Raw genomic sequence first — 25666 nt, 5'->3', positions numbered from 1 at the left:
AAGCGAACCCCATCGCGGCATGCAACGAGAGCGATGGGTTTCGCCGCGCGCGGCCCATCCTGCGATTCTGAAATTCAAGTCTGGAGTACTGCGCGTGAATCCAAGGGAGCTCGCAACAATGGCCGATGAAGCGCGTTCGCGACTGGGGCGCGGGCTGGCAAGCCTGATCGGAGACGTCGGCGGCGAGGCAGCCGCGCATGTCGAGCGGCCGCGCAACCAGCGCAAGGTGCCGATCGAATTCCTCAAGGCCAACCCGCGCAACCCGCGGCGGACCTTCGCCGATGCCGAGCTCGGCGAGCTTGCCGATTCGATCAAGGCACGCGGCGTGATCCAGCCGATCGTGGTGCGCGCGATCAAGGGCGCGCAGGACCGTTTCGAGATCATCGCCGGCGAACGGCGCTGGCGCGCCTCGCAGCTCGCCGGTCTGCACGAGGTGCCGATCGTGCCGGTCGAGGTCTCCGATTCCGACGCGCTCGAGATCATGATCATCGAGAACGTCCAGCGCGAAGACCTCAACGCGATGGAAGAGGCGCTGGGCTATCACGCACTCGCCGACGAGTTCAAACGCAGCCAGGAAGACATCGCCAAGATCGTCGGCAAGAGCCGCAGCCATGTCGCCAACATGATGCGGCTGACCAAGCTGCCGGCCGAAGTGCAGGCGCTGATCTCGAAGGGCGATCTGTCCGCCGGCCATGCCCGCGCGCTGATCGGCGTGCCGGATCCGATCGCGGCCGCCAAGCGCATCGTTGCCGAGGGGCTCAACGTCCGCCAGGCCGAGGCGCTGGCGCACGAGGAGGGCGTGCCGGAGCGCAAGCCGCAGAAGGCGCGCGCCGGCAGTGCCGCCAAGGTCGACAAGGATGCCGATACGCTGGCGCTCGAGAAGCGCGTCAGCGATGCGCTCGGCCTTGCGGTCACCGTCAGCCATCGCGATCCCGGCGGCACCGTCCAGATCAACTACCGCAACCTCGAGCAGCTCGACGAGGTGGTGCGGCGGCTTGAGGGCGGCTAGATCTTCCGAGATCTCTCCGCGTCATTGCGAGCGTAAGCAAAGCAATCCATTTCTCTGCATCTGCGGAGCGATGGATTGCTTCGTCGCTTCAGCGCAAAATTGCTTTCGCAATTTTGTCGCGAGCTCCTCGCAATGACGTCTCTCCAATAAAGCGTCTCATCCCCGCCGCTTCGCGTTCGCCGCAATGGAGAGCAGGGCGCGCTGCGCGATCACGGCGGCGAGCGCGGCCTGCTTGCGCATGTCGAGCGCCGCGGTCGCGAGCTGGTCGATGATGTTCACCAGATGCTGCGGCGTGAAATTGCGCAGCGCGATCTCGACCGCGGGTTTGCGCGAGAAATGCAGCCGCGGAAATCCGCCTTCGAGCACGGCTGACGCCGGCGTGCCGTCCGCGATCGCCAGCGCCGATTTATGCAGCCACGCGGCCTGGCGCTGCGCGGCCGAGATGATCACGCCGGGATAGGTGCCGGCGACCATTGCTTTCGTGAACTCGCTCTCGACCAGCGCGGCGTTGCCGGCGAAGGCGCCGTCGACGATCGGATCGAGCTTCAGCTCGGAGGCGTCCGAGACCACGGTCATCACGTCGTCGAGCGTGATCTCGCCCTTGCCATGCGCGAACAGCGCGAGCTTGCGCAGCTCGTTGCGCGAGGCCATGCGGTCGCCGCCGAGCAGCGACATCAGCACCGCGCGCGCGTCCTGCGCGAGCCGCAGATTGGAGATCCGCAGCTCGTCCTCGATCAGCTTGGTCAGGTCGCGCTCGGTGTCGGGATAGCAGCCGATCGCGACCGCATTCTTGGCGCGCTCGCATATCTTGCGGAGCGGCGATTCCGGCCTGAGCTCGCCGGCCTCGATCACGATGCGGCAATCCCTGAGCGCCGGCGTCTCAGTCAGCGTCTCGACGCCGCTCGAAAAATTGCGCGAGCCGGCGCGGACGCGGATGGCGCGGCGGCCGCCGAACAGCGGCACCGTCATGGCTTCATCGACCAGCCGCGACGGCTCGGCGGCGAGCTCGTCGCCATCGAGCCGCACCAGCGAGAACGGATCGTTGGGATCGTCGACCGCGGAGGCCATCAGCGCGTCGGCGCGCTCGCGCACGAGGCCGAGGTCCGGGCCGTAAAGCAGGATGATCGGGCGGCCGGCGTCAGGCCGGGCGAGGAAGTTGTCGATCTCTTTTCCGCGAAGTGCGACCAATGCGGCAATCAGGTCCCGCTGGAGAAGAACGAGGCGAGCCGGGTCTGGATATTGTCGGCGATCTCCTGCGCGGCGCGGTCCTCGGCATCGCGCAGGGCGCGCTGGCGGGAGAAGCGCTGGTAGGAGCCCGGCATGTCATAGGACACGCGCGAGAACGTGGTGCCGGTCATGACCGACTTGTTCGAGGCGATCTCGACAAGGTTGAACTGGGCGTCGATGCCGTAATTCTCGCTGGTCGGCAGCGCGGTGGTCGGATCGATCATCAGCGACGAGCGGCTCGTATAGAAGCGCAGCACCAGCCGGTGCGTCGGCGGTGCGCCGGTGGCGGTGCCGTAGAGCTTGAAGGCCAGCGCGTTGCGGACCTCGACGCCGACCCGGGCCTCGCGCGAGGCGTTGGGCTTGTCGACCGGCGGAACCTCGACGCCCATCAGCTTGTCGCGCAAGGCGGACGACTGACCGTCGAGGGTGCGCTCGGCATACATCGGCTGGAAACATCCGGCCGTCAGCGCGGCCAAGGCAGCCACGGCCACAAACCGGGCGGCGATCCTGATCCTAGCCGACAACATTGACGATCCTCATGGGCACCACGATCACCTTGCGGACGGGTTTGCCATCCAAGGCGGCTTTTACCGCATCGAGCGCCAAAACGGCAGCCTCTATCTCCGCATTTTGGGCGGTGCGTGGCACGGTAACATCACCTCGTTTTTTACCGTTGACCTGGACCACCAGGGTCACGCTGTCTTCAACCAGCAAATCGCGCTCGATTTGCGGCCAATCGGCCTCGGAAACCAGCCCTCGCTGGCCCAGAACCACCCAGCACTCTTCGGCCAGATGCGGCATCATCGGCGAGAACAGCTGGACCAGGATGGTCGCGGCCTCCTTGACGGCCCAGGCGACATCCGGCGCCGGCTTGTCACCCTTGGCCAGCACCTCGGCCAGCGCATTGGCGAATTCGCGGATATGGGCGAGGCAGACGTTGAAATGCAGCCGCTCGATCCCGGACGACACCTTGTCGAGCGCGCCATGGGCCGCCTTGCGCAGCGCCTGCGCCTCGGGTCCGAACGTTGCCGGCCGGGCCGCCGGCGCCGCCTTGCCGATTTCGGCCGATTCGTTCACCAGCCGCCACAGCCGCTGCACGAAGCGTGCGGCACCCTGCACCCGCTCGTCGCTCCCAGATCACGTCGCGGTCCGGCGGTGAGTCCGACAGCATGAACCAGCGCGCCACGTCGGCACCATAGCTCGCGATGATGTCGTCGGGGTCGACGGTGTTCTTCTTCGACTTCGACATCTTTTCGATCGGGCCGATCTCGACGTCCTCGCCGGTCGCCAGCAGCACCGCGCGGCGGCCGTTGCCTCCGACCTCGATCTTCACCTCGGCCGGCGTGACCCAGCTGCCGTCGGCCTTCTGGTAGGTCTCGTGCACCACCATGCCCTGGGTGAACATGCCGGCGAACGGCTCGCTCATGTCGATGTGGCCGGTCGCCTTCATCGCGCGGGTGAAGAAGCGGCTGTACAGCAGATGCAGGATCGCGTGCTCGACGCCGCCGATATATTGATCGACCGGCATCATCCGGTTGGCGACCGCGGGCGTGGTCGGCGCGGTCTCGTTCCACGGATCGGTGAAGCGCGCGAAGTACCAGGACGAGTCCACGAAGGTGTCCATCGTGTCGGTCTCGCGCACGGCCTTGCCGCCGCACTTCGGACAGCTGACGTGCTTCCAGGTCGGATGGTGGTCGAGCGCGTTGCCGGGCTTGTCGAAAGAGACGTCCTCCGGCAGCGTCACCGGCAACTGGTCGTCCGGCACCGGCACCACGTCGCACTTCGGACAATGGATCACCGGGATCGGGCAGCCCCAATAGCGCTGGCGCGAGATGCCCCAGTCGCGCAGCCGGAAGTTCACCTGACGCTCGCCGACCGGCGCATTGCCGCGCAGCTCGCTTTCCAGGCGCTTGGCGACCTCTTCCTTCGCCGCGTCGATCGTCATGCCGTCGAGGAAGCGCGAGTTGATCATGCGGCCGTCGCCGTCATAGGCGACGTCGGTGATCACGAAGGTCTTCGGGTCCTGGCCCTCGGGGCAGACCACCGGCACGTTGCCGAGATTGTACTTGTTGACGAAGTCGAGGTCGCGCTGGTCGTGCGCCGGGCAACCGAAGATGGCGCCGGTGCCGTATTCCATCAGCACGAAGTTCGCGACATAGACCGGCAGCTTCCAGCTCGGATCGAACGGATGCACGGCCTTGATGCCGGTGTCGAAGCCCTGCTTCTCGGCGGTGTCGATGATCGACTGCGCGGTGCCGATCTTCTTGATGTCGGCGATGAACTCCGCGAGCTTGGGGTTCTTCGCGGCAGCCGCCTGCGCCAGCGGATGATCCGCCGAGATCGCCATGAACTTGGCGCCGAACAGCGTGTCCGGCCGCGTGGTGAAGATCTTCAGCTCGGTCTCGCCGGCCGGCGTGGTCGCCGCATCCAGCGCGAAGCGGATCAACAGGCCTTCCGAGCGGCCGATCCAGTTGCGCTGCATCAGCCGCACCTTGTCGGGCCAGCGGTCCAGGCCATCCAGCGCTTCCAGCAGCTCCTGCGAGTACTTCGTGATCTTGAAGACCCACTGGCTCATCTCGCGCTGTTCGACGACGGCGCCCGAGCGCCAGCCGCGGCCGTCGATCACCTGCTCGTTGGCAAGCACGGTCATGTCGACCGGGTCCCAGTTCAGCTTGCGCTTCTCGCGCTCGGCGAGGCCGGCGCCCAGCATGTCCAGGAACATCTTCTGCTGATGCTTGTAGTAGCTCGGGTCGCAGGTCGCGAACTCCCGGCTCCAATCCAGCGACAGCCCGATCGACCGCAGCTGCTTCTTCATCGCGGCGATGTTGTCGTAGGTCCAGGCCTTCGGCGCCACCTTGCGCTCGATCGCGGCGTTTTCCGCCGGCAGGCCGAACGCATCCCAGCCCATCGGGTGCAGCACGTTGAAACCCCTGGCGCGCATGAAGCGGGCCAGCACGTCGCCGAGCGTGTAATTGCGGACATGGCCGATATGGATGCGCCCCGACGGATAGGGGAACATCTCGAGCACGTAATATTTCGGCCGCGGATCGTCGTTCTTGGAGGCGAAGATCGCCTTCTGGTCCCAGGTGGCTTGCCAGCGGGGTTCGGATTCACGGGCGTTGTAGCGTTCGGCGGTCATGAAATCGCAGGGTTTTCGGTGATTTTCGGGTCCCATCCGGGGACGGCGGACTAGGCCACAAAAACGCCCATGGGGTCAACGGCTTGGGGTCTGCCAAATGGTCATTGTGAAGGGCCGCCGACCTGCCCCGTCGTCCTGGCGAAAGCCAGGACCCATAACCACAGGCGTTTGTTGGGAAAGGGATCACGGCCCCAGCTTCGCGCAATCATGAGCAGCAGGGGTATTGCGTCCTGGCCTTCGCCAGGACGACGCTGAATATGCGGCGTCGCCTGGTAGTCATGGTTCCACATTTCCGCGGCATGATTTGCCCGAGTTTTGCCTCTCGCCCGCGACGGCGCGACCGGTCAATGTCTGCGCAAAGCGTCGGTCGTGTTTGATGTCAAAGGCACGACGGATGATCGCGTCGATCTCGGGGGCGCAAGATCCTGGATGAAATCTCTGAGTGCCTCGGTGTCGAACGGCTTGCGGAGTATCTTCAGGCTTGGCGGTGCCGCATTTGCAGCGTCGCTGTAACCGGTTGTCAGGGCGATCGGCAAACCCGGGTAGCGTGACCGCACTTCTCGCGCGAGCCCGACGCCATCGATGGTTCCCGGCATGACGATATCGCTGAAGACGAGATCGATCCTTGTGCCGGCATCGAGCAGTTTCAACGCCGCTTCGGCCGAATCCCGGTAGATCGTCTCATAGCCCAGATGCTCGAACAGCGAGGATGTCACATCCGCTACTTCGGGGCTGTCGTCGACAACAAGAACCGTCTGCCGCTGCGGCTGCCTCGGTCTCGCTCTGGCAGCGGCGAGGTCTTTGCTGGCGGTTTGCTCGTCTGCACAGGACGGCAAATAGATTGTAATTGTTGTTCCCTGACCAACCCTGCTGTCTGCCGTGACCGTTCCACCGGCCTGGTGGGCGAAACCATAGACCTGGGACAAGCCGAGCCCGGTCCCCTTGCCGACCTCCTTGGTCGTGAAGAACGGATCGAACATCTTGGACAGAAGATGCGGCGGAATGCCGGTACCCGTGTCGCCAAGCGCGATCGCAAAGAAAGCCTTTGCACGGTCGCCGCCGGCTTCCTCGTTCGCGGTCACCGCATGGACGGACAAGGTGAACGTGCCGCCGCTCGGCATTGCATCGCGCGCATTGACGGCGATATTGACGATCGCAAGCTCCAGCTCGGCGAGATCCACCTTGACCGACGCGGCGCCCTCACCGACGTTCTCGTTGTAGACGATGTTTCCGCGAAGCGAGCTCTCGATCATCGTCCGCATGTTCTTGATCGAGGCATTCAGATCGACGACAGTCGGGCTGAGATGCTGATGACGGGAGAAGGTCAGCAATTGGCGCGTGAGGCTCTCGCCGCGTTTGGCCGCAGTCTGGATGGCTTCGATTGCTTTGGGCAGTTTCGGATCAAGCAGGCGCGTGAAGATCTGGGCACTGCCGCCGATGATCATCAATAGATTGTTGAAGTCGTGCGCGATCCCGCCGGTCAGTTTGCCGATCGCCTCCATTTTCTGAGACATCGCGAGCTGTTCGCGGGCCTGGACCAGCTTCTCCTCCGCGTCGCGCCGCTCGGTCGCGTCGCGCAGAATACTGATGAAGCCGATCAGATTTCCAGCGTCATCACGGCTCGACGACACGGAGCCCGTGATGAAGAACGGCGTACCATTCTTTCTGATGCGCCAACCCTCCACGTCGTACTTGCCTCGTTCGACTGCCGTCTCCAGCGCGTGTGCGGGCGAACCCGCGCGGCGTTCATCCGGCCGATAGAAAATTCCGAAATGCTTGCCGATGATTTCTTCCGAGCTGTAGCCGGTGATCTTTTGAGCGGTGCTATTCCAGCTCGTGACGTGTCCCTCGCGATCGAGCGCAAAAATCGCATAGTCGACGACGCCTTCGATAAGGGTCTGGAAATGCCGCCTGATGTTGTCGAGCGCCAGGGCTTTCCGTTCGAGTTGATCGTTCAGTTGGTCCCGAACAGAAGCGAGATGGTCTTCCGTGGTCTGGCGCGTCGCAATGGCCGCTGCCAGCGCAAGAGGAGGTGCCGATACGCAGATCGAGAGCACGAGCAAGGATAACAGTGCGCCATTCGGATCCATTTTCGGAAATGGCTCATTCCCCACCGAGAACCCCCACACGGCCATTCCGACAAAAAGGAACGCGGCCGTCGACACGGTGCATCGATCGCCGCGCAGGCCGGCCCAGATCAAGGGCAGCAGAACCAGAAAGCCCAGAAGGCCCCGATGCGGCAGCAACGCGTCGAGGTCAGTGCTGATGAGATCGCTACCGATGAGCGGGCTGTAAGCAACGATCCCGACGATGCCCGCGAGAGCGGGGACAGCGATCGATTCCAGCAGCTTCAATTTGGAAGGAATGCGGAAGGGCATCGTCGCCCAGAGCACGATGAGCGGAGTAATCACCAGCGCTCCGGCAGCGTCCGCAAGCCACCAGGTGACCCCGGCGACGACGGAATCGGAAAGGCTCGATTCATTGGCGAGGGCAAAGCCGGTCGAGGCGATGGCTGAACTGATGATCGTCGTCGGCGCAAAGCAAATGATTGCAAACTTTGCGACACCGACAGGCGTGGCAAACGTCTGGCGACCGTTCGACCAACGGTCGATCAGCCATGTTCCGGCACATGCAGCAAGCAGGCTGCCGATCCCGGCGGTGCCAAACTCCAGGAGCGATCGGTCGGCCATGAAGTAAGGAGAGACGGCCCCCACCAGGATCGCCGGCCAGATCCGGTAGCCGCGAAGCAGGACCAGCGCGAGCGCAAGCCCGGTCGGTGGCCATAGCGGTGTCGCGGTTGGATTGATCGCGGGAACCAGTCGCGCGGCTTCGGCAAGGCCGCCACAAATCGCGGCGATTATCAGGATTTCGACCGCGTAGGTCGCAATGCTCCGAGCGTCGCCAAAAGCGAGCACCCTGGCCTGATCGAACGTTGCCCTTTCCATCGCAAGCCTTTGCCGAGGGCATCTCAAGAATGCGTTGGCGACCTGTCCCCTGATCCAGTGTCACCAAAAGCGGCGAATCGCATTGTCGTGACGTCGATGTTCCCGCCAAGCACTCAACGCAGTTTTGACCAAAGCATGGCCGCACGATGGTGAGTAGAGATATGCCCGGCAACTTCGGAACGAGGGGCTATCGGGCAGCAGCATTGACCTAATAGCAGCGGCTATCCGAAACGGGTCACGGCGGCATCCGGACTACCAATTGGGTACGATCCCGCTACGTGTCGATGGGAGCGCCAGCAATGTCTGGGATGATCTCTCGAGGCTGCCCACCTGGACTGGGCGATGCAGCTAGCTCGCCAGCGCCATCCCCGCTTCGTCCAGGGTCTGCAGGAAGCCGTGCTCGATGACGGCGTTCCGGCCGCGGCGCTTGGCGGCGTAGAGGGCGGCGTCGGCGGCTTCGATCAGGTCGCCGGGGCGTTGGGTGTCGTTCGGCTTGGTGGTCGCGACGCCGATGCTGACGGTGACGACGCAATGGCTGGAGGGCGCGTGCGGCACGGCGAGGCCGAGCACTGCCGTGCGCACCGTTTCGCCGATCGCGAGCGCATGCGCGGCATCGGTGTTCGGCAGCAAGAGGCAGAATTCCTCGCCGCCATAGCGGCCGGCAAAGCCCATCGTGTCGGCGGCGATCCCCGCCAGGGTTTCGCCGATCCGCGTCAGGCAGACGTCGCCTTCGGGATGGCCGTAGGTGTCGTTGTAGAGCTTGAAATGATCGACATCGATCATCATCAGCGACAGCTCGCATCCATACTGCTGCGCCCGCATCCATTCGAAGTCGAGCCGGCTCTGGAAGCCGCGGCGGTTGGCAAGGCCGGACAGCGCGTCGATCGAGGCCATCACGGTGAGACGGTCGTTGGACTCAACGAGCTCGCGTTCGCGCTGGCTGAGCTGTGCCGCCATCGCGTTGAAGGCGCGCGCCAGCGGCACGAATTCCGACGGCAGCTTGTGCTTGGCGACGCGCGCCGACCAGTCGCCTTCGCCGAATCGCCGTGCCATGCCGGTCATCAGCTCGATCGGATGGATGACGAGCCGCTCCGCGCCGACCAGGGCGCCGAGCAGCACGAACAAGCAGACGAAGCCGAGCTGCAGATAGGCGGTGCGGATCTCGCGGTTGATCGCCGCCGTCACCTTGGCCTCGTCCATGCTGACGATCAGCCGGGACTGCGTTCCGGCGATGCGGGCGAAGCTCAGCGTGCGCTGTGCGCCGTCAGAGGCCGTGAACGACACCGAGCCCGACGGCTCGTCGTAGCTCAGCGCCTTCTCGGCAATCGCCGACATCAAGGGGATAGTATCGAGCGAGTGGCCGATCAGGCTGGCGTGATCCGCGGGAGCCGCGATCACGACCCCGGTCGAGTCGACCAGGACGGCCGACATGCCGGGCTGACCGCCGAGATTGGCCATGATCTGCGACAGCCAGTCGATGTTGATCCCGGCGACCACGACGGCGTCCTGCTCCGGATTGATCGCCGCCACCGGATAGGCGGCCATCATCATCGGCCGGCCATTGGTCTTGCCGCGCAGATAATCGCTGAATACGAAGCCGCGATTATCCTGCGCCTTCTTGAAATATTCGCGGTCGCCAAGGTCGAGGCCGACCTGCATGTTGAGCGTGGAGCACTGCACCACGCCATCCCGGGAGACGAACATGATGCTGCGGATCCAGGGCAGCACCGTCGGCAGGCTGGCGCGCAGCACCTCGCAGCTCTGCCCGATACCGCCGGAGGCGCGGATATAGGCGGCCGACTTCAGCATGGTCTCGACCGAGGAGACCACTTCGCGCTGGGTCTCGGCGGCATGCGCGGTGAGGCTGGCGTAGCCCGCGGCGGCCTGCGCGATCTGCTTGCTGCGGAAATCTTCCAGCGTGCGGACGCGATCGAGCATCAGGGGCGCGACCAGCATCAGCGCAAGCAAGGCGAGCCGGGCACGGATACCCAGAACCTTCTTGAGCCTGACCCGGTTGCGGTTGAAAGTGACGCCCGACATTCTGTTCCCTTGCCCGCGCGCAAGGTAGAATGCAGGGCTTCAAAAAGCCTTTCCCGAATTTGGTAAAATTCGAGCCAAACCCCGCATCTGTCAGAGAACGGCACAAGCATGACGCAAAGCCCGACCACGCCGTTATCGGCTGATTCACCACACGGCCTCGCCGCCGTGGAGCAGGAGATCGCGCATGCCTGCAAGGAGGCGCGGCGCGACCGCGCGTCGGTGACTCTGATCGCGGTGTCGAAGACCTTCGCGGCCGACGCAATTTTGCCGATTATCGGCGCCGGACAGCGCGTATTTGGCGAAAACCGCGTGCAGGAGGCCAAGGGCAAGTGGCCGGAGCTGCTCCAGGCTCATCCCGGATTGAAGCTGCACCTGATCGGGCCGTTGCAGTCGAACAAGGCCAAGGAGGCGGTCGCGCTGTTCGATGCGATCCATTCGGTTGATCGCACCAGCATTTGCGAAGCGTTAGCCAAGGAAATCAAAAATCAGGGCAAGCACCCGGAACTGTTCGTCCAGATCAATACCGGCGAGGAACCACAGAAGGCCGGCGTCGCGCCGCAGGATGCGGATACCTTCATCGCGGCATGCCGCGACAAATACGGTCTGCAGATTTCAGGACTGATGTGCATCCCGCCGGTCGACCAGGCCCCGGCGCCGCATTTCGCGCTCTGCGCCAAGATCGCCGCGCGCAGCGGGCTCAAAAATCTCTCGATGGGCATGAGCGCGGATTTCGCCGTGGCAATCGCGATGGGTGCGACGCATGTGCGGGTGGGTTCGGCGATTTTCGGCACGCGGACGGTGCCGCACAACTGAAGCCGCATAACCAGCGTCGTCCCTGCGAAAGCAGGGACCCATACGCCGCGGCCATCGCAAAGGGCACGCGGCTAGTCGGTACTCAACAACCAAGCCCTGTGGTTATATGTCCCGGCTTTCGCAGGGACGACAGCGGTGTGTCCTGCAAGAGCGGTTGTTACCCGAACTTCACCGACACCTTTCCGATCGCGCCGAAATCGGCCGCGAACACATCTCCGGCCGCGATCGGCAGCGGCGGGTGGCAGGTGCCTGTCGTGACGACCTCCCCTGCCCGCAACGTCAGCCCGAGCGCGCGCAATTCATTGGCGCACCAGGCGAGCGCCACGCGGGGATCGCCGAGCACGTTCTTGCCGTGGCCGATGTAGCGCTCGCCGCGCAGGGTGATGGTCGGGCGTTCCTCGACCAGATCGATCGCGCGCCAGTCGGCCGATGTCGCGGGTCCGAGCACGAACAGATGCGCGCAGGCATTGTCGGCGATCAACTGCGCCTCGCCGGCGGAGACGAAATCGGTGAAGCGCGAATCCGGAATCTCGATCGCGGGATGCAGCGTGCCGACGGCATCCAGCACCTCCTGCACGCTGTACGGCGTTGCGCGCGGCACGAGGTCACGCGCCATGCGGAAGGCGAATTCCGGCTCGCCGACGCGCATCTCGATGCCCTTCATCGACGCGGTGCCGCCATCTGCGATCACTGTCTCGGCGAGGATGCGCCCCGCCAGCGGCCCGGCGACGTTGATGTGCTTCTGGCCGGCTTCGCTGGTCGCCGCGATCTTCCAGCCGAACAGTTTTTCGCGCGAGGTCTTTTCCAGCTCGGCCTGCACCGCGTAACCCTCGGCGCGATCGCGCGGCCGCATCGCGCCGTCGAGCGCGCCAAGCTTGGTGCCGGCGTGCCAGTGATCGCTCAGGACTATTGCAGCGGCCGCGATCTGGTTGCTGTCGAGCATGGTTTCGCTCCCGCGAGTTTTATTTTGGGGAATGTTTTTGGGTCGCGCGCAATCTCAGCACAAACGCGTCGCGTCTGTCGCGTGGGAAAACCGATGCCCAGCTATCTACTCGATGATGATCTTTGTCTTTGGGCTCATCCGCCGCAACAGCCGCAGCATCGACGCTTTCGTCATCGAGACGCAGCCCGCGGTCGGTCCGAAATTCGACCGCGCCAGGTGCAGGAACACGGCGCTGCCGCGGCCGGCGATGCGCGGCGCAGCGTTGTGGTCGATCTCAACGATGAAGTCGTAGAGGTGATCCTCGCGGGTCAGCCGGTCGCCGCCCTCGTCGCGGTCGAGCCGGATCGGTTGGTTGTAATGGCGGTCGGCGGGATCCTCGCACCAGGCGTCCTCGCGGCGGATCGGCCGGGTCGGCAGCAAGGTCACCGGCCGCCGGTGCCGGTCGGCGCGCCACCAGAGTTGCCGCGGATGGAACATGCCGCGCGGCGTGCCGCCGTCGCCCTCGCGCTTGTTGGCGAGGATTCCGCCGCGTCCGAGCGCCACCGGAACGGTCCAGCCGTCGGCCGTCAGCCAGCCCCGGCGCGGGTTGCCGGCGGCGGCGCGGACCTCGATGGCGGAGAGCGGGCGATCACGTTTGACTGTCATATAAGTGATTGAAATAGCTGATCTTCCCCTAAGAATCGTTCCAAACTGAACTTGCCTCGGATGTTCGGATCATTCTATCACCCGGTATTACAGGACATTCACGTCCTGCCCCGCCGGATTTGAGGTAGACTGCGTTGCCTTGTGAATCGGTAACAATCGCCTACCTGAGCAGATATCTAGCCGATGCTACGGCCTTAAGCGCCCCCCGCTTCTGACCGCCCCGCCCCGAAGGATTGTACCTATGGCCAATGCCCGCAAGATCTTGATCGTGGATGACGATACCGATCTGCGCGATACGCTGGTCGAGCAGCTGTCCCTGCACGAGGAATTCGAAGCCTCCGCAGTCGATACCGGCGCCAAGGGCGCCACTGCCGCCAAAGCCAATTCCCCCGACCTGGTCCTGATGGATGTCGGCCTGCCCGACACCGACGGCCGCGAAGTGGTCCGTAGCCTGCGCAAGGGTGGGTTCAAGGCCCCGATCATCATGCTGACCGGCCACGACACCGATTCCGACACCATCCTGGGGCTCGAAAGCGGCGCCAACGACTATGTGGCCAAGCCGTTCCGCTTCGCGGTGCTGCTGGCCCGGATCCGGGCGCAGCTGCGCCAGCACGAGGCCAGCGAGGACGCGGTGTTCTCGGTCGGCCCCTACTCGTTCCGGCCCGGCTCGAAGATGCTCACCGGCGCCAATGCCAGGAAGGTGCGGCTGACCGAGAAGGAAACCGCGATCCTGCGCTTCCTCTACCGCGCCGGCCAGATGCCGGTGTCGCGCGAGACCCTGCTCCAGGAAGTCTGGGGCTACAATTCCGGTGTCACCACCCACACGCTGGAAACCCACATCTACCGCCTCCGCCAGAAGATCGAGAAGGACGCCGCCAACCCGGAAATCCTGGTCACGGAAGCCGGTGGCTACAAGCTGGTGCCGTGATACGCTTCGCGCTCAACGATTCGTGAAATCGAGGCGCACCGCGGTTACCGGCCCTGAATGTCGATCGATGATGACGTAGCCCTGCTCGAGCGGGTCCCGACGATGCGTCTGTTGGGCGACAGCTCCTTGCGCATGCTGGCGATCGGCTCCGAGCAACGCGACTTCAACGCAGGCGAGGTGCTGTTCAAGACCGGCGACACTGCGGACGCCGGCTATGTCGTGCAGCGCGGTACCTTTCGCGTCGAGGAAGGCGGCGCCGAGATCATCGCAGGTCCCGGCGCGCTGATCGGCGAGCTTGCATTGATCGTCGCGATGAAGCGGCCGTCGACCGCGACCGCACTGGAGCGCGGCTCGGTGATCCGCGTCGCCCGCAGCCTGTTCCAGCGCGTGCTGGAAAGCGACCCCGCCGCAGCTCGCCGCCTGCGCGACGAACTCGCACTGCGCACCAGCCAGCTCGCGAGCGATATTCTGATGGCGGGTGGGAAGTTGAGTACGTAGCTGCCGCTGTAGCCTTCGCCATCGTCCTGATCCGTCATCCCCGCGCAAAGGCTTCGCCTTTGTCGCTGGAGGTGCGAGCCCTTGCGAGCCTCGAAGGATGCACGGCCCGGCTGGGGCCGTCGACCCTTCGAGACGCGCTTCGCGCTCCTCAAGGTGACGGATCACGTTGCTGCTCCGCCAGTGAATCAAACCTCCATCACCGCCGTCACCGGCACATGGTCCGACGGCCGCTCCCAGCTGCGGGCGTCGCGGGTGATCTTGAAGTCGCTGACCTGATCCTTCAGCGCGCGCGAGACCCAGATGTGGTCGAGCCGGCGTCCGCGGTCGCCGACGGTCCAGTCCGCGGCGCGATAGCTCCACCAGGTGTAGACCTTTTCCGACATCGGGATCCGCTCGCGCGCGATGTCGAACCATTCGCCATGCGCCTGCGCCGCGAGCAGCTTCTCGGTCTCGACCGGGGTGTGCGAGACCACCTTCAACAGCTGCTTGTGCGACCACACGTCGTTCTCGTGCGGTGCGACGTTGAGGTCGCCGACCAGGATGTGGCGATCGTCGCCGCGCGGATGCAGCGGCTCGCAGCTCTTCATCTCGTCGAGGAACTGCAGCTTGTGCTCGAATTTCGGATTGAGCGCGGGATCGGGAATGTCGCCGCCGGCCGGCACGTAGAAATTATGCAGCACCAGCGGCTTTGAAAGCTGCGCCTTCTCGCCGAACGAAACCGAGATGTGCCGCGAGTCGATCTTGTCGCAGAACGTCCGGATGTCGGTCGACTCGAACGGCAGCCGCGAGACGATGGCGACGCCGTGATAGCCCTTCTGCCCGTTCAGCGCGACGTGCTCATAGCCGAGCCGCTTGAAGCGCTTCAACGGAAACGCATCGTCGATGCACTTGGTCTCCTGCAGGCACAGCACATCGGGCCGGGCGCTCTTCAGGAATTTGGCGACGATGTCGATGCGCAGGCGCACCGAATTGATGTTCCAGGTGGTGACGGAGAACCGCATGAGAGCTGGGTCTTAGCATGGTTCTCAGCGCGGGTCGGCGCTTTGTCCACAGCGTCGTAGGCGAGGATGGGTTTCGCTGCGCTCTACCCATCCTGCGCAGCTACGCGTGACGGCTAGCCCGGCGAGGAGCCCGGATAGGTCGTGAAGTCGATCTTGAACAGGCCCGGATCGGGCTTCTGCGTGGCGTCGAGATTGTAGACCGCAACCGTGGTGTCGTAGCCCTGCGGGTCGGTGACGGTCCATTGCTTGAGCTTGCCGTCCTTGGCGCCGATCATCAGCAGGAAGCGGCTGGTGCCGACCAGCGCCTGCTTCTCCTCGATCGTGATGCTGACGAACACGTCGTCGGCGGTGACGCTGACGACGTTGGTGTCCTTCATCAGGTCGATGCGGTCCGACAGCAGATAGCGCAGCGGGGTCTGCGACAGCGGATAGATGTCCTGGGTGGCGAGCCTGCGGTCGCGCACCGCGACCGACGAGCCGTCGGCGATCACCTCGATGGTGCTCGGATTGTCGTACTCGAAACGCAGCTTGCCGGGCTTCTGGATGTAGAAGTCGCCCTTGGTCTTGGTGCCGTCAGGGCCGACCTGCACGAAATTTCCGACCAGCGTCTGCAACGACGACAGATAGGCCGAGACCTTGGCGGCCTGCGCCTTCTGGTTGGCGTCGAAGGTCTGGAAGATGTTGGCGGGCACGTTGCGGCGCGGATCGGGAATCACCGGGTCCGGCGGTGCCTGGGTGGCGCCTGTCGTCGTCGGTCCCTTGTCCGCATTGCTCTGCGCGCCGGCGTCCTTGGCTTTGGGCGCAGCCTTCGGTGCGGGTTTTGGCGTCGTCGGCGCATTCTGCGCAGTCGCGCCGCCGGCGATCGCGGCGGTGACGAGAAGAGCAAGCGCAGTGCGCGCGCCGCGGTCAATGAGGTGTTTTGCCATCAGATATGTCAGGTCTCTGTTCGACGCTCGTCCCGCTTCGCCGGATTTTATCCCGCCTCTTCCGAGGGAGATATGGTTTTTCCGTGATGATCGCCCCCGATCAGAACTGGCCTTCTTCCTCCCCGACCAGGATTTCGCGCTTTCCGGCGTGATTCGCAGGGCCGACGATGCCCTCAAGTTCCATCCGCTCCATCAGCGAGGCGGCGCGGTTATATCCGATCTGCAGCCGGCGCTGGATGTAGGAGGTCGACGCCTTGCGGTCGCGCTTGACGATCGCAACCGCCTGCGTGAACAGGTCGCCGCCGCCGTCGCCGCCCATGCCGGTGGCATCGAACACGGCGCCGTCCTCGTCGGTCGGTTCTTCCGCAGTGACCGCTTCGAGATATTCCGGAGCGCCTTGCGTCTTGAGGTGGCGAACCACCTTCTCGACTTCCTCGTCGGAGGCGAACGGGCCGTGCACGCGGCTGATGCGGCCGCCGCCCGCCATGTAGAGCATGTCGCCCTGGCCGAGCAGCTGCTCAGCGCCCATCTCGCCGAGGATGGTGCGGCTGTCGATCTTCGACGTCACCTGGAAGGCGATGCGGGTCGGGAAGTTCGCCTTGATCGTGCCGGTGATGACGTCGACCGACGGACGCTGCGTGGCGAGGATCACGTGCAGGCCGGCGGCGCGCGCCATCTGCGCGAGGCGCTGCACCGCGCCTTCGATGTCCTTGCCGGCGACCATCATCAGGTCGGCCATCTCGTCGACGATGATGACGATGTAGGGCAGCGGCTCGAGGTCGAGCTTCTCTTCCTCGTAGATCGCCTTGCCGGTCTCCTTGTCGAAGCCGGTGTGCACGGTGCGCGTCAGCTCTTCGCCCTTGCCCTTGGCTTCGACGAGGCGCGCATTGTAGCCGTCGATGTTGCGGACGCCGAGCTTGGCCATCCGCTTGTAGCGCTCTTCCATCTCGCGCACGGCCCATTTCAGCGCGACCACCGCCTTCTTCGGGTCGGTGACGACCGGCGTCAGCAAGTGCGGGATGCCGTCATAGACCGAGAGTTCGAGCATCTTCGGATCGACCATGATCAGGCGGCACTGATCCGGGCGCAGCCGGTAGACCAGGCTCAGGATCATGGTGTTGATCGCGACCGACTTGCCGGAGCCGGTGGTGCCGGCGATCAGCATGTGCGGCGTGCGCGCCAGATCGATGATGACGGGATCGCCGCCGATCGTCTTGCCGAGGCACAGCGGCAGCTTGGCGACCGAATCGACGCTTTCTTTGGCGACCAGGAGCTCGCGCAGATAAACCTTCTCGCGATGCGCGTTCGGCAGCTCGATGCCGATCGCGTTGCGGCCGGCGACCACGGCAACGCGGGCCGACAGCGCGCTCATCGAGCGCGCGATGTCGTCGGACAGTCCGATCACGCGCGACGACTTGATGCCGGGCGCGGGCTCCAATTCGTACAGCGTGACCACCGGGCCGGGATTGGCCTTGACGATCTCGCCGCGCACGCCGAAGTCCTGCAGCACGCCTTCCAGCGCGCGCGAATTGTTTTCCAGCTCGGCCTTGCTCAGCGGCTGGCGATCGCTCGCCTTCGGCGCGCTGAGCACCGAGACCGACGGCAGCTCGAACTTGTCGGAATTCTTCTTCTTCGGCTTCGGCTCGGCCTTCTTGCGCGGGGCGCGGGCGGCGGGAGCTTCCTCCTCCTCGTCCTCTTCTTCCTCGTCGTCGAAAGCCTCGGCCTCGTCTTCGTCCTCGTCGTGATCGTCATGCGCCGGCGCGATCGAGGGCGCCGCGCGGCCGCCGCCGATGTTGGGCTCCTGGCGCTCGAACGCAGCGCTGCGGCCCTGCGCTCCGCTCGACACCAGCGATTTATAGGCTGTCGTGAACAGCCAGCCGAGTCGTGCCTTCGCGCTCATCAGGGCGTGGAACAGCCAGCCCAGCGAGACCGAGCTGCGGTCCTCGTCCTCTTCGACGAACGGCTCGTCATCATCAGAGATCGGCGTCAGCTCCTCGTCCTGCTCCTTGGCGCCCCAGCCGCAGGCGAACAGGAAGCACGCCGCCATCGCGACGAACAGGATCAGCCCGAGCACGACGCGGTAGATGAAGCCGGGCGGGCCGAACACCACGGCCGGCGCGCGCAGCAAGGCATCCCCGACCACGCCGCCGAGCCCGGTCGGCAGCGGCCACGACGTGTTGTGCGGCCAGCAGCTGGCAAAGCCCGCCGCGATCACCGTGCACAGGATCCAGCAGCCGAGCCGCAGCGCCTCGCGGTCGAACGGACGATGCGTCAGCATCCGCCAGCCCCATACCGCGACCGGCAGCAGCATCATGATCGCGCCGAGGCCGAGGATCTGCATCAGGAGGTCGGCACCGATCGCGCCGGGATAGCCGAGCACGTTGCGGATCGCGCGCGAAGTGGCGTGGCTCAGCGACGGGTCCTGCACCGACCAGGTCATCAGCGCAGCGGTGATCGCGCCGGACAGCGCGATCAGGCCGAGCCCGGTCAGTTCGCGCAGTCGCCGCGCCAGCGCCTCGCGCAGCGAGAGCGGCAGATGGCCGACCAGGGGGATGACACGTTCGATCGCTGGCATACTCAATCTTCGCGCTTCGCGATTAACCCAGGGTTTCGACCAGGCGATGCATCGCCTCGGCCGTTGATTCACTGTCGGAGACCAGCGCGAGGCGGATATAGCCCGCGCCCGGATTGGAACCGTCGTTCTGCTCGCGCGCCAGATAGCTGCCGGGAATCACGCGAACGCCGGCGTCGCGATAGAGCCTCACCGTCGTCGCCTCGTCGCCGCCGCGATCGGAGACGTCGAGCCAGACGCAGAAGCCGCCGGCGGGCCGCTTGTAGCCGTAGCGGCTGCCGAGGATCTGGTCGGCGAGATCGAACTTGATGCGATAGAGCCGGCGGTTCTCCTCGACATGCGCCTCGTCGCCATAGGCGGCGACCGCGACATGCTGCAGCGGCACCGGCACCTGAGGTGCGGCGACATTGCGCAGCTCGAGGAAGGCGGCCATGAACTTTCGATCGCCGGCGGCGAAGCCGACCCGCATCCCCGGCAGGTTCGAGCGCTTCGACAGCGATTGGAACGCGACCACATTGGTGAAGTCGGGCCCGGCGCATTCCAGCATGCTGCCCGGTGCTTCGCGGGTGTAGATCTCCGAGTAGCACTCGTCGCTCAGGATCATGAAGCCATGGCGGTCGGCGAGCTGCTTCAGCCGGGTGAAGTAGGCGCGCGAGGCGACCGAGCCCTGCGGATTGGCCGGCGAGGCAAGGAAGAACGCGACGGTGCGCGCCAGTGTCGCCTCGTCGATCGAATCGAGGTCGGGCAGGAAGCCGTTGCTGAGCGTGGTCGGCAGATAGATCTGCTCGCAGCCGGCCGCGCGGGCACCGGCGCCATAGGCCGGATAGAACGGATTCGGCATCAGGACCGCCGGCCGGCCCTTGCGCGGCGAGACGTAGCGGGCGGCGGTGATCGCGGCGAAGAACAGCCCCTCGCGGCTGCCGTTCAGCACCATCACCTCGCTCTCCGGATCGACCGCGCGCGGCAACTGGAACCGGCTTCCCAGCCAGGTCGCGGCCGCGCGGCGGAACGGCTCGATGCCCTTGGCCATCGGATAGCGGCCGAACTCGGCGGTGTGCTTTGCCAGCACCGGCCCGACGAAATCAGGCACCGGGTGCTGCGGCTCGCCGACCGACAGTGTAATCAATGGCTTAGCCGGTTGGTACGGCGCCAGCAACTCGGTGGTACGCACGAATGGGGAACGCTCGGCCTGGCCGGCGGATGCGACATCGCCGGCGCCCTGCGCCAAGCCGGATGAGGCGGTCATTGCCATGGTTGAAATGCCAGCACTTTCACTGCGGTCGGGGTTGAGGGGGCGCCGACCGTAAACCGATCAAGTCACCATAGATAGGGCGAGGTTAAGACGCGATTAACCATCGGCGGCGCGGCGCGATCGGCCGGCGCGTGATATCAGCGCTGGCCGAACAATGCCGCATCGAAATTGCTCCGAGATTGCTCTTGGACTTGATCCACCGCCGCGCCGTCAGGGCGCTCATCGTCACGGACGACCGCGAGGTCCTGCTGCTGCGGATTCGACCGCCGCACGGAGACTGCTTCTGGATCGCGCCCGGCGGCGGCATCGAGGGCGACGAGGCGCCTGAAGCGGCGTTGCGGCGGGAGCTCGCCGAGGAATTGGGGTTGGTCGATTTCGCGCATGGCCCCGCCGTCTGGCGGCGTCACCACACCTTCAATTGGGGCGGCCGGAGAATCTCCCAGAAGGAAGAATACCGGATCGTTCATACGGATCGCTTTCACCCCGTGATGACTGATGCGGCTGAGGCCAGGGTGCTCGATTGCTTCCGCTGGTGGCCGATCGCCGATCTGTCCCGCGCGCAGGAACGGCTGACGCCGCTGTCGCTCGCCACCATCCTTGAAAACTATCTGCGCGACGGCGCGCCCGGCGAGCCGCCGGACGAGGAAGTGCTGGTCGACTAATGCTGCTTGCCGGCGGTTGTCGCGGATTCGAGCGATCCGCTTTACCCGCCGTTAAGGCGCCGCACGCGCCACGAAATCCCTTCAGCAATTCGCAACACAGCGCGAATGAATGATCCCGCATATTGCGAGTTCGTGCAGACGGAAATGGCCATCAAGATCGAGACACGCGGCGATGTCCTGCGCCGCACCGGGAAGGTGATGGTCATTGCCGCCGGCATGACCGCGGCGATGTCCTTCAGCATCGGCATGCTCGTGTTCGGCCGCGACCTGGCCGCGTCGATCACGGTCGGGCAGATGCAGGCGTTTGGATTGACTGCGGGCGTCTTCATCGGGGTCACGCTCAGCGGCGCGATGTCGTATCGTGCAGGGATGCTGATGCTGGAGCTGGCGCAGACCCGCCGCGAGCTCGCGCAGATCTCGCAGACTGACCAATTGACCGGGCTGCTGAACCGGCGCGGCTTCGATGCCGAGGCGGCCATCGCGCTCGACAAGGCTGAGACGGATGGCGCGTCGGCGGCGGTGCTGATGTGCGACATCGACCATTTCAAGTCGATCAACGACCGCTACGGACATGAGATCGGCGACAAAGTGCTGGTCGAGATCGCCGACGTGCTGCGCGAGTTCGCGGTCCGGCACGGCGCGCTGGTCGCGCGTTACGGCGGCGAGGAGTTCGCGGCGGTGCTGACGGGCCGGAGCCACGAGCAGGCCGCGCGCGGCGCCGAGGAAATCCGCCGCGATTGCGCTGCAAGAACCATCCTCGACGGCGTAACCCAGTTGCCGGTGACGATCAGCATCGGCTTCACGGTGAAGGACGCCGGATTCGATCTCGGCGGCCTGATGCGCACCGCCGACCAGGCGCTCTACGCGGCCAAGCGCCACGGCCGCGACCGCGTCGAGCACGCGCGGGATGCCGCGTGAGTGTTCGTAGCCCGGATGGAGCGAAGCGCAATCCGGGCCACGCACAATCGATACGCAAGGCTTAGCGCGCCGGCAGCTTGTCGAATGACGGCTTGCCCTCGGGCAGATGGTGGAAGGTCTGCTTGTCGCAGGTGTAGATCGTCATCTGCGGGGTGAACACGCTGGGGTCGTCGAAGGTGCCGACCTTCAGGATCGTGGCGGGCAGACCCGGCACCTTGGTCACCAGATGCGTGCCGCATTCGGGGCAGAATTCCCGGGTCACGGCGCGCTCGAGGTCCTTGCGCGTGAACTGCTTGGGTTCGCTTGCGGTGTATCTGAAGCCGGTGGTCGGCATTGCCATGAACAGGTTCGGCCCGCCGCCCGTGATGTACTGGCATTCGCGGCACAGGCATTGCGCCGCCATCATCGGTTCGCCTTCGGCCTCATAGCGCACGTTGCCGCAATAGCACCCGCCTTGCACCTTCATGACGTCCTCCCGTTTTTGTTGTCGTCGTTGTTTGTAGCCTGTCATTCCACAATGGCAGGCAATTCCGACAATATTTTCTCAAGCCGCCCAAAAAAGAAAGGGGCTCCAACTTGCGCTGGAGCCCCTCAACGGTCCGGACATTGCCGGGTATGTGCCCGGACCGTAGTTCTGGGAACGACCGCTTGGGGAGGTCGCGCCCCGGGAGAACCCTTACATGTTGTACGCGCGCTCCGTGTGCTCGGTGATGTCGAGGCCTTCACGCTCGGTCTCGACGTTGGCGCGCAGGCCGACGATCACGTCGACGATCTTGTAGAGGATCGCCGAACCGATGCCCGACCACACCAGCGTGGTGCCGACGCCCCAGCACTGCGAGATCATCTGCGCCGCGAAGTCGTAGTCGGCGACCTTCGGCGGGATCGCGGTGTAGTCGATGATGCCAGCGCCACCGAGCGCCGGGTTGACCAGGATGCCGGTGCCGAGCGCGCCGATGATGCCGCCGACGCAGTGGACGCCGAACACATCGAGCGAGTCGTCATAGCCGAGCGCGTTCTTCACGACCGTGCAGAAGAACAGGCAGACCACGCCGACCACGAGGCCGAGCACGATGGCGCCCATCGGACCGGCATAGCCGGCCGCCGGTGTCACCGCGACGAGGCCCGCGACCGCGCCCGAGAGCGCGCCGAGCAGCGAGGGATGGCCCTTGATGATCCATTCCGCGAACATCCAGGCCAGCGCCGCCGCAGCCGTGGCCACGAAGGAGTTGGTCATGGCGAGCGCAGCGCCGCCATTGGCTTCGAGGTTCGAACCAGCGTTGAAGCCGAACCAGCCGACCCAGAGCAGCGAGGCGCCGATCATGGTCATGGTCAGCGAGTGCGGAGCCATCAGCTCCTTGCCGTAGCCGGTGCGCTTGCCGATCAGGAGCGCGCCCACCAGGCCGGCGATGCCGGCGTTGATGTGCACGACGGTGCCGCCGGCGAAGTCGATCGCCCCCTTCTTGAAGATCCAGCCGGCGTCGGCGTTGATCGCGTCGAGGGCGGCCTGCGCCTTCGTCTTGGCATCGCCGTCAGCCGCGGCGGCGAGCGCCTTGGCGGCATCCTGGATCGCGTCCGGGCCCGGCCAGTACCAGACCATGTGCGCGATCGGGAAGTAGATCAGCGTCACCCAGAGCGGGATGAACAGCGCGATCGCCGCGAACTTCATGCGCTCGGCAAAGGCGCCGACGATGAGGGCCGGCGTGATCGCCGCGAAGGTCATCTGGAAGCACATATAGACGAGCTCCGAGATGTTGGCGTCGACCGAGAAGGTCGCCGCCTTCGAGTCCGGCGTGACGCCCATCAGGAAGGCCTTGGAGAAGCCGCCGATGAAGTCGGAGCCGCCGGTGAAGGCGAGGCTGTAGCCGTAGAGGGCCCAGAGCACGGTGACGAGGCAGACCGTGTAGAACACCTGCGCCAGCACCGAGAGCATGTTCTTGGAGCGAACGAGGCCGCCATAGAACAGCGCGAGGCCCGGGATGGTCATCAAAAGCACCAGCACCGTCGAAGTCAGCATCCAGGCGTTGTCGCCCTTGTTGACGGTTGGCTCGGCGTAGGCGGCGGTTGCGGCAAACAGGCCGACTGCGAGGGCCGCCAGTCCCGCGCCATAGGGACGCTTGAACGTCATGTCATATTACTCCTGAGGTCTTAAGGTTTGAGCGCGAAATCAGAGGGCCGCGGCATCGGCCTCGCCGGTGCGGATGCGCACGGCGTGCTCGAGGCTGATGACGAAGATCTTGCCGTCGCCGATCTGTCCGGTCTTGGCGGCGGAGGTGATGGCGTCGATGGTCTTGTCGACCTGGTCGGAGCCGACTGCGACCTCGATCTTGATCTTGGGCAGGAAGCTCACGGCGTATTCGGCGCCGCGATAGATTTCCGTATGACCCTTCTGACGGCCGTACCCCTTGACTTCCGTCACCGTGAGACCGTGAACGCCAATGGCGGTCAGGGCGTCACGGACCTCTTCCAGCTTGAATGGCTTAATGATCGCCATAACAATTTTCATGAGTCCTATCCCCGCTTGGGCCCGGTGCGAACGAACACCGGGAGTTTCGACTGAGGTTCACCACGCGGAGGACTTCCACTACGCGGGCACAGCCGGGACCCTTAGAATCAAATGCCGTGCCAACCGGCCGGAGTTCGCTAATGGATTATGAATCCGGATATTTTCCCGCATTGCGGGAGCCAGGTAGCCCTGCGCCATTCCGTCGCGCCTAAAATCTAGTCAGGCCGGCTCAATTCGTGAGCAAGCCAGGGTCCGGACACAATTCTGCTTAGCAGGGCAGCAGCCGTAGGTATCTAGATGGGGTGGTGCCGGGCACTTAGGCGGCGTCGCGCGCCGCGAACACCTTGTCGATCAGGCCCCATTCGAGTGCCTGCTGCGCGGACATGAAGTGATCGCGGTCCAGCGTCCGCTCCACGTCGGCCTCGGTGCGCCCGCAATGCTGCGCGTAAAGCCGGGTGATGCGCCGCTTGGTCTCCTGCATCTCGGTGGCATGGATCAGGATGTCGGACGCCTGGCCCTGGAACCCGCCGAGCGGCTGGTGCACGTGGAGGCTCGCATTCGGCAGCGCGGCGCGGTGGCCGGGTTCGCCGGCCATCAGCAGGAACGAGCCCATCGAGCGCGCGGTGCCCATGCACAGCGTGTGCACCGGCGCCTTGATGAACTGCATGGTGTCGTACATCGCGAGCCCGCTGGTGATCACGCCGCCATAGGAGTTGATGTAGAGGTTGATCGGCTTGTTCGGATTGTCCGCCTCCAGGAATAGCAATTGGGCGCAGACCAGTCCGGACATCGCGTCATTGACCTCGCCGTTCAGGAAGATGATGCGCTCGCGCAAGAGCCTGGAATAGATGTCGAAAGAGCGCTCGCCGCGGCTCGATTGTTCGACGACCATGGGGACGAGTTGCATCATGTCGCGCATTGGCGACCTCCATAGCTGCAGGTGATGAAGTCTTAGCGGTGAAGTTTGCGATCAGGCCGCGCGCATCAGGGTGCGGCGGTTGCTGTTGGCCGGTTGCGGCTGCTTTTCCCTGATGTCGCAGGCTTGCTGGATGATGCGAAACCTTGTGCCGCCGGCCTCGTTCGGCTCGATCCGGAAGGTGACGCGGCTTTCGCGAAACGGCGGCTCGGACTCGCGGAGCCGGTAACGCACCTCTTCGCCTGTTATCGTTGATTCAGGCTCGGCGCCGGCGAGATCGGCATCGGGCAGCCAGCGTTCGCGCAGTGCCGGAATGGTTACGGCGCGCCATACTTTCTCGGGCGGTGCGTCGAGCTCGTATTCGATCACCAGGGCTTGGTCCGCGTCAGGCTCGACTGCATCGCTCATTGATCCATGTCCTTCAGGAGGTCGGAGAGCGCTTCGATGCGCTTCGGCCAATAGGCGCGGTAGCGGGCGAGCCAGCTGCCGATGCTGGCGATGCGTCCGGGTCGACCTCGTAATTCACGAAACGGCCCTGCCGCTGCTCGCGCACCAGCCCGGCCGCGCGCAGCACCGCCAGATGCTGCGACATCGCCGGCTGGCTGATCTCCAGGCCGTCGCGCAAGGCGCTGGCGTTCAGGCTGCCGCCCGCCAGCTTCTCAAACACCTTGCGGCGGGTCGGATCGGCCAGCGCCTTGAAGATATCGGTTTCGACCATGACGACACATA

Annotated in this window: 21 protein-coding genes and 2 pseudogenes; 6 read left to right on the top strand and 17 right to left on the bottom strand. The window is 64.9% G+C overall.

Translation table 11 applies throughout. The annotated features are described in order from the left end of the window. Nucleotides 1–118 precede the first annotated feature (118 nt). A complete protein-coding gene (locus ALC15_RS15550; protein ID WP_050627991.1) occupies nt 119–1009 on the top strand; it encodes a ParB/RepB/Spo0J family partition protein in 891 nt (296 codons plus the stop codon). Nucleotides 1010–1165: 156 nt separating this feature from the next. On the opposite strand, the gene holA is transcribed toward ALC15_RS15550, so the two are convergent. From holA to ALC15_RS15525, 5 genes and pseudogenes are all read right to left on the bottom strand, one after another. Then, nucleotides 1166–2197 carry a DNA polymerase III subunit delta gene (holA, locus tag ALC15_RS15545; protein ID WP_050627990.1) on the bottom strand — a complete coding sequence of 344 codons (1032 nt, stop codon included), beginning with the start codon at nt 2195–2197 and terminating at the stop codon, nt 1166–1168. An 8-nt stretch (nt 2198–2205) separates the two neighbouring features. Further along, the gene (gene lptE / locus ALC15_RS15540) at nt 2206–2763 is read right to left on the bottom strand and encodes an LPS assembly lipoprotein LptE (protein WP_050627989.1); all 558 of its coding nucleotides are present in this window, start codon (nt 2761–2763) and stop codon (nt 2206–2208) included. Then, nucleotides 2750–5375, bottom strand: a pseudogene (leuS, locus tag ALC15_RS15535) (leucine--tRNA ligase). The gene lptE and the pseudogene leuS overlap by 14 nt, the downstream one beginning before the upstream one ends. A 344-nt stretch (nt 5376–5719) precedes the next feature. Next, complete coding sequence (locus tag ALC15_RS15530; RefSeq protein WP_050627988.1) at nt 5720–8320, bottom strand: MASE1 domain-containing protein; 2601 nt, start codon at nt 8318–8320, stop codon at nt 5720–5722. A gap of 348 nt (nt 8321–8668) precedes the next feature. After that, nucleotides 8669–10360: a sensor domain-containing diguanylate cyclase gene (locus ALC15_RS15525; RefSeq protein WP_050627987.1), complete on the bottom strand. Its 1692-nt coding sequence runs from the start codon at nt 10358–10360 to the stop codon at nt 8669–8671. Between the two features lie 108 nt (nt 10361–10468). Between ALC15_RS15525 and ALC15_RS15520 the strand changes: the two genes are divergently transcribed. Next, on the top strand, nt 10469–11173 hold the full coding sequence (locus ALC15_RS15520) for a YggS family pyridoxal phosphate-dependent enzyme (protein WP_050627986.1): 705 nt from the start codon (nt 10469–10471) through the stop codon (nt 11171–11173). A gap of 157 nt (nt 11174–11330) precedes the next feature. Here ALC15_RS15520 and ALC15_RS15515 read toward each other — a convergent pair whose 3' ends face one another. Together ALC15_RS15515 and ALC15_RS15510 are read right to left on the bottom strand one after the other, a co-directional pair. Then, on the bottom strand, nt 11331–12116 hold the full coding sequence (locus ALC15_RS15515; protein WP_050627985.1) for a 2-keto-4-pentenoate hydratase: 786 nt from the start codon (nt 12114–12116) through the stop codon (nt 11331–11333). 105 nt (nt 12117–12221) lie between these two features. Continuing rightward, on the bottom strand, nt 12222–12761 hold the full coding sequence (locus ALC15_RS15510; protein ID WP_050627984.1) for a L,D-transpeptidase family protein: 540 nt from the start codon (nt 12759–12761) through the stop codon (nt 12222–12224). Between the two features lie 241 nt (nt 12762–13002). Between ALC15_RS15510 and ALC15_RS15505 the strand changes: the two genes are divergently transcribed. Then, nucleotides 13003–13689: a response regulator transcription factor gene (locus tag ALC15_RS15505; RefSeq protein ID WP_016841446.1), complete on the top strand. Its 687-nt coding sequence runs from the start codon at nt 13003–13005 to the stop codon at nt 13687–13689. Nucleotides 13690–13746: 57 nt separating this feature from the next. Continuing rightward, nucleotides 13747–14187 (top strand): Crp/Fnr family transcriptional regulator, encoded by a 441-nt coding sequence (locus tag ALC15_RS15500; RefSeq protein WP_050627983.1) that lies wholly within the window; start codon nt 13747–13749, stop codon nt 14185–14187. A 185-nt stretch (nt 14188–14372) separates the two neighbouring features. On the opposite strand, the gene ALC15_RS15495 is transcribed toward ALC15_RS15500, so the two are convergent. From ALC15_RS15495 to ALC15_RS15480, 4 genes are all read right to left on the bottom strand, one after another. Then, a complete protein-coding gene (locus ALC15_RS15495; protein ID WP_050627982.1) occupies nt 14373–15188 on the bottom strand; it encodes an exodeoxyribonuclease III in 816 nt (271 codons plus the stop codon). 113 nt (nt 15189–15301) lie between these two features. Next, nucleotides 15302–16114 (bottom strand): outer membrane lipoprotein carrier protein LolA, encoded by an 813-nt coding sequence (locus ALC15_RS15490; RefSeq protein ID WP_050627981.1) that lies wholly within the window; start codon nt 16112–16114, stop codon nt 15302–15304. A 100-nt stretch (nt 16115–16214) separates the two neighbouring features. Then, nucleotides 16215–18695, bottom strand: coding sequence for a DNA translocase FtsK (locus tag ALC15_RS15485; protein WP_050627980.1), 2481 nt, complete (start codon nt 18693–18695; stop codon nt 16215–16217). Nucleotides 18696–18711: 16 nt separating this feature from the next. Next, a complete protein-coding gene (locus ALC15_RS15480; RefSeq protein ID WP_050627979.1) occupies nt 18712–19938 on the bottom strand; it encodes an aminotransferase class I/II-fold pyridoxal phosphate-dependent enzyme in 1227 nt (408 codons plus the stop codon). Between the two features lie 185 nt (nt 19939–20123). Here ALC15_RS15480 and ALC15_RS15475 point away from each other — a divergent pair, with 185 nt between their 5' ends. Next, nucleotides 20124–20600, top strand: coding sequence for an NUDIX hydrolase (locus tag ALC15_RS15475; protein WP_244486106.1), 477 nt, complete (start codon nt 20124–20126; stop codon nt 20598–20600). 144 nt (nt 20601–20744) lie between these two features. Continuing rightward, entirely contained in the window at nt 20745–21518 is a 774-nt protein-coding gene (locus ALC15_RS15470; protein WP_063781834.1) for a GGDEF domain-containing protein, read from the top strand. A 61-nt stretch (nt 21519–21579) separates the two neighbouring features. On the opposite strand, the gene ALC15_RS15465 is transcribed toward ALC15_RS15470, so the two are convergent. The 6 genes and pseudogenes from ALC15_RS15465 to ALC15_RS15440 all read right to left on the bottom strand — a co-directional run bounded on the left by ALC15_RS15465 (nt 21580) and on the right by ALC15_RS15440 (nt 25655). Further along, complete coding sequence (locus ALC15_RS15465) at nt 21580–21984, bottom strand: GFA family protein (RefSeq protein ID WP_050627977.1); 405 nt, start codon at nt 21982–21984, stop codon at nt 21580–21582. Nucleotides 21985–22194: 210 nt separating this feature from the next. After that, a complete protein-coding gene (locus ALC15_RS15460) occupies nt 22195–23643 on the bottom strand; it encodes an ammonium transporter (RefSeq protein WP_050627976.1) in 1449 nt (482 codons plus the stop codon). A gap of 39 nt (nt 23644–23682) precedes the next feature. Further along, nucleotides 23683–24021, bottom strand: a complete 339-nt coding sequence (locus tag ALC15_RS15455) for a P-II family nitrogen regulator (RefSeq protein ID WP_021082517.1) — start codon at nt 24019–24021, stop codon at nt 23683–23685. Between the two features lie 316 nt (nt 24022–24337). Then, complete coding sequence (locus ALC15_RS15450) at nt 24338–24940, bottom strand: ATP-dependent Clp protease proteolytic subunit (RefSeq protein WP_050627975.1); 603 nt, start codon at nt 24938–24940, stop codon at nt 24338–24340. A gap of 51 nt (nt 24941–24991) precedes the next feature. Continuing rightward, nucleotides 24992–25345, bottom strand: a complete 354-nt coding sequence (locus tag ALC15_RS15445; protein ID WP_050627974.1) for an SRPBCC family protein — start codon at nt 25343–25345, stop codon at nt 24992–24994. Next, nucleotides 25342–25655: pseudogene (locus ALC15_RS15440) on the bottom strand (ArsR/SmtB family transcription factor). The gene ALC15_RS15445 and the pseudogene ALC15_RS15440 overlap by 4 nt, the downstream one beginning before the upstream one ends. Between the last annotated feature and the right edge of the window lie 11 nt (nt 25656–25666).

Source organism: Bradyrhizobium viridifuturi (genome assembly GCF_001238275.1).
In the GTDB taxonomy this organism is placed as follows: Bacteria; Pseudomonadota; Alphaproteobacteria; order Rhizobiales; family Xanthobacteraceae; genus Bradyrhizobium; species Bradyrhizobium viridifuturi.
Note: the sequence above shows the minus strand (reverse complement) of the source record. Positions and strands in the feature narration are given on the sequence as shown.

What these genes read in the sequence shown, in the direction of transcription:
- ALC15_RS15550 (WP_050627991.1), top strand. Translation starts at nt 119, where the DNA reads ATGGCCGATGAAGCGCGTTCGCGACTGGGGCGCGGGCTGGCAAGCCTG.
- lptE (WP_050627989.1), bottom strand. Translation starts at nt 2,763, where the DNA reads ATGTTGTCGGCTAGGATCAGGATCGCCGCCCGGTTTGTGGCCGTGGCT.
- ALC15_RS15530 (WP_050627988.1), bottom strand. Translation starts at nt 8,320, where the DNA reads ATGGAAAGGGCAACGTTCGATCAGGCCAGGGTGCTCGCTTTTGGCGAC.
- ALC15_RS15525 (WP_050627987.1), bottom strand. Translation starts at nt 10,360, where the DNA reads ATGTCGGGCGTCACTTTCAACCGCAACCGGGTCAGGCTCAAGAAGGTT.
- ALC15_RS15520 (WP_050627986.1), top strand. Translation starts at nt 10,469, where the DNA reads ATGACGCAAAGCCCGACCACGCCGTTATCGGCTGATTCACCACACGGC.
- ALC15_RS15515 (WP_050627985.1), bottom strand. Translation starts at nt 12,116, where the DNA reads ATGCTCGACAGCAACCAGATCGCGGCCGCTGCAATAGTCCTGAGCGAT.
- ALC15_RS15510 (WP_050627984.1), bottom strand. Translation starts at nt 12,761, where the DNA reads ATGACAGTCAAACGTGATCGCCCGCTCTCCGCCATCGAGGTCCGCGCC.
- ALC15_RS15505 (WP_016841446.1), top strand. Translation starts at nt 13,003, where the DNA reads ATGGCCAATGCCCGCAAGATCTTGATCGTGGATGACGATACCGATCTG.
- ALC15_RS15500 (WP_050627983.1), top strand. Translation starts at nt 13,747, where the DNA reads ATGTCGATCGATGATGACGTAGCCCTGCTCGAGCGGGTCCCGACGATG.
- ALC15_RS15495 (WP_050627982.1), bottom strand. Translation starts at nt 15,188, where the DNA reads ATGCGGTTCTCCGTCACCACCTGGAACATCAATTCGGTGCGCCTGCGC.
- ALC15_RS15490 (WP_050627981.1), bottom strand. Translation starts at nt 16,114, where the DNA reads ATGGCAAAACACCTCATTGACCGCGGCGCGCGCACTGCGCTTGCTCTT.
- ALC15_RS15480 (WP_050627979.1), bottom strand. Translation starts at nt 19,938, where the DNA reads ATGGCAATGACCGCCTCATCCGGCTTGGCGCAGGGCGCCGGCGATGTC.
- ALC15_RS15470 (WP_063781834.1), top strand. Translation starts at nt 20,745, where the DNA reads ATGGCCATCAAGATCGAGACACGCGGCGATGTCCTGCGCCGCACCGGG.
- ALC15_RS15465 (WP_050627977.1), bottom strand. Translation starts at nt 21,984, where the DNA reads ATGAAGGTGCAAGGCGGGTGCTATTGCGGCAACGTGCGCTATGAGGCC.
- ALC15_RS15460 (WP_050627976.1), bottom strand. Translation starts at nt 23,643, where the DNA reads ATGACGTTCAAGCGTCCCTATGGCGCGGGACTGGCGGCCCTCGCAGTC.
- ALC15_RS15455 (WP_021082517.1), bottom strand. Translation starts at nt 24,021, where the DNA reads ATGAAAATTGTTATGGCGATCATTAAGCCATTCAAGCTGGAAGAGGTC.
- ALC15_RS15450 (WP_050627975.1), bottom strand. Translation starts at nt 24,940, where the DNA reads ATGCGCGACATGATGCAACTCGTCCCCATGGTCGTCGAACAATCGAGC.
- ALC15_RS15445 (WP_050627974.1), bottom strand. Translation starts at nt 25,345, where the DNA reads ATGAGCGATGCAGTCGAGCCTGACGCGGACCAAGCCCTGGTGATCGAA.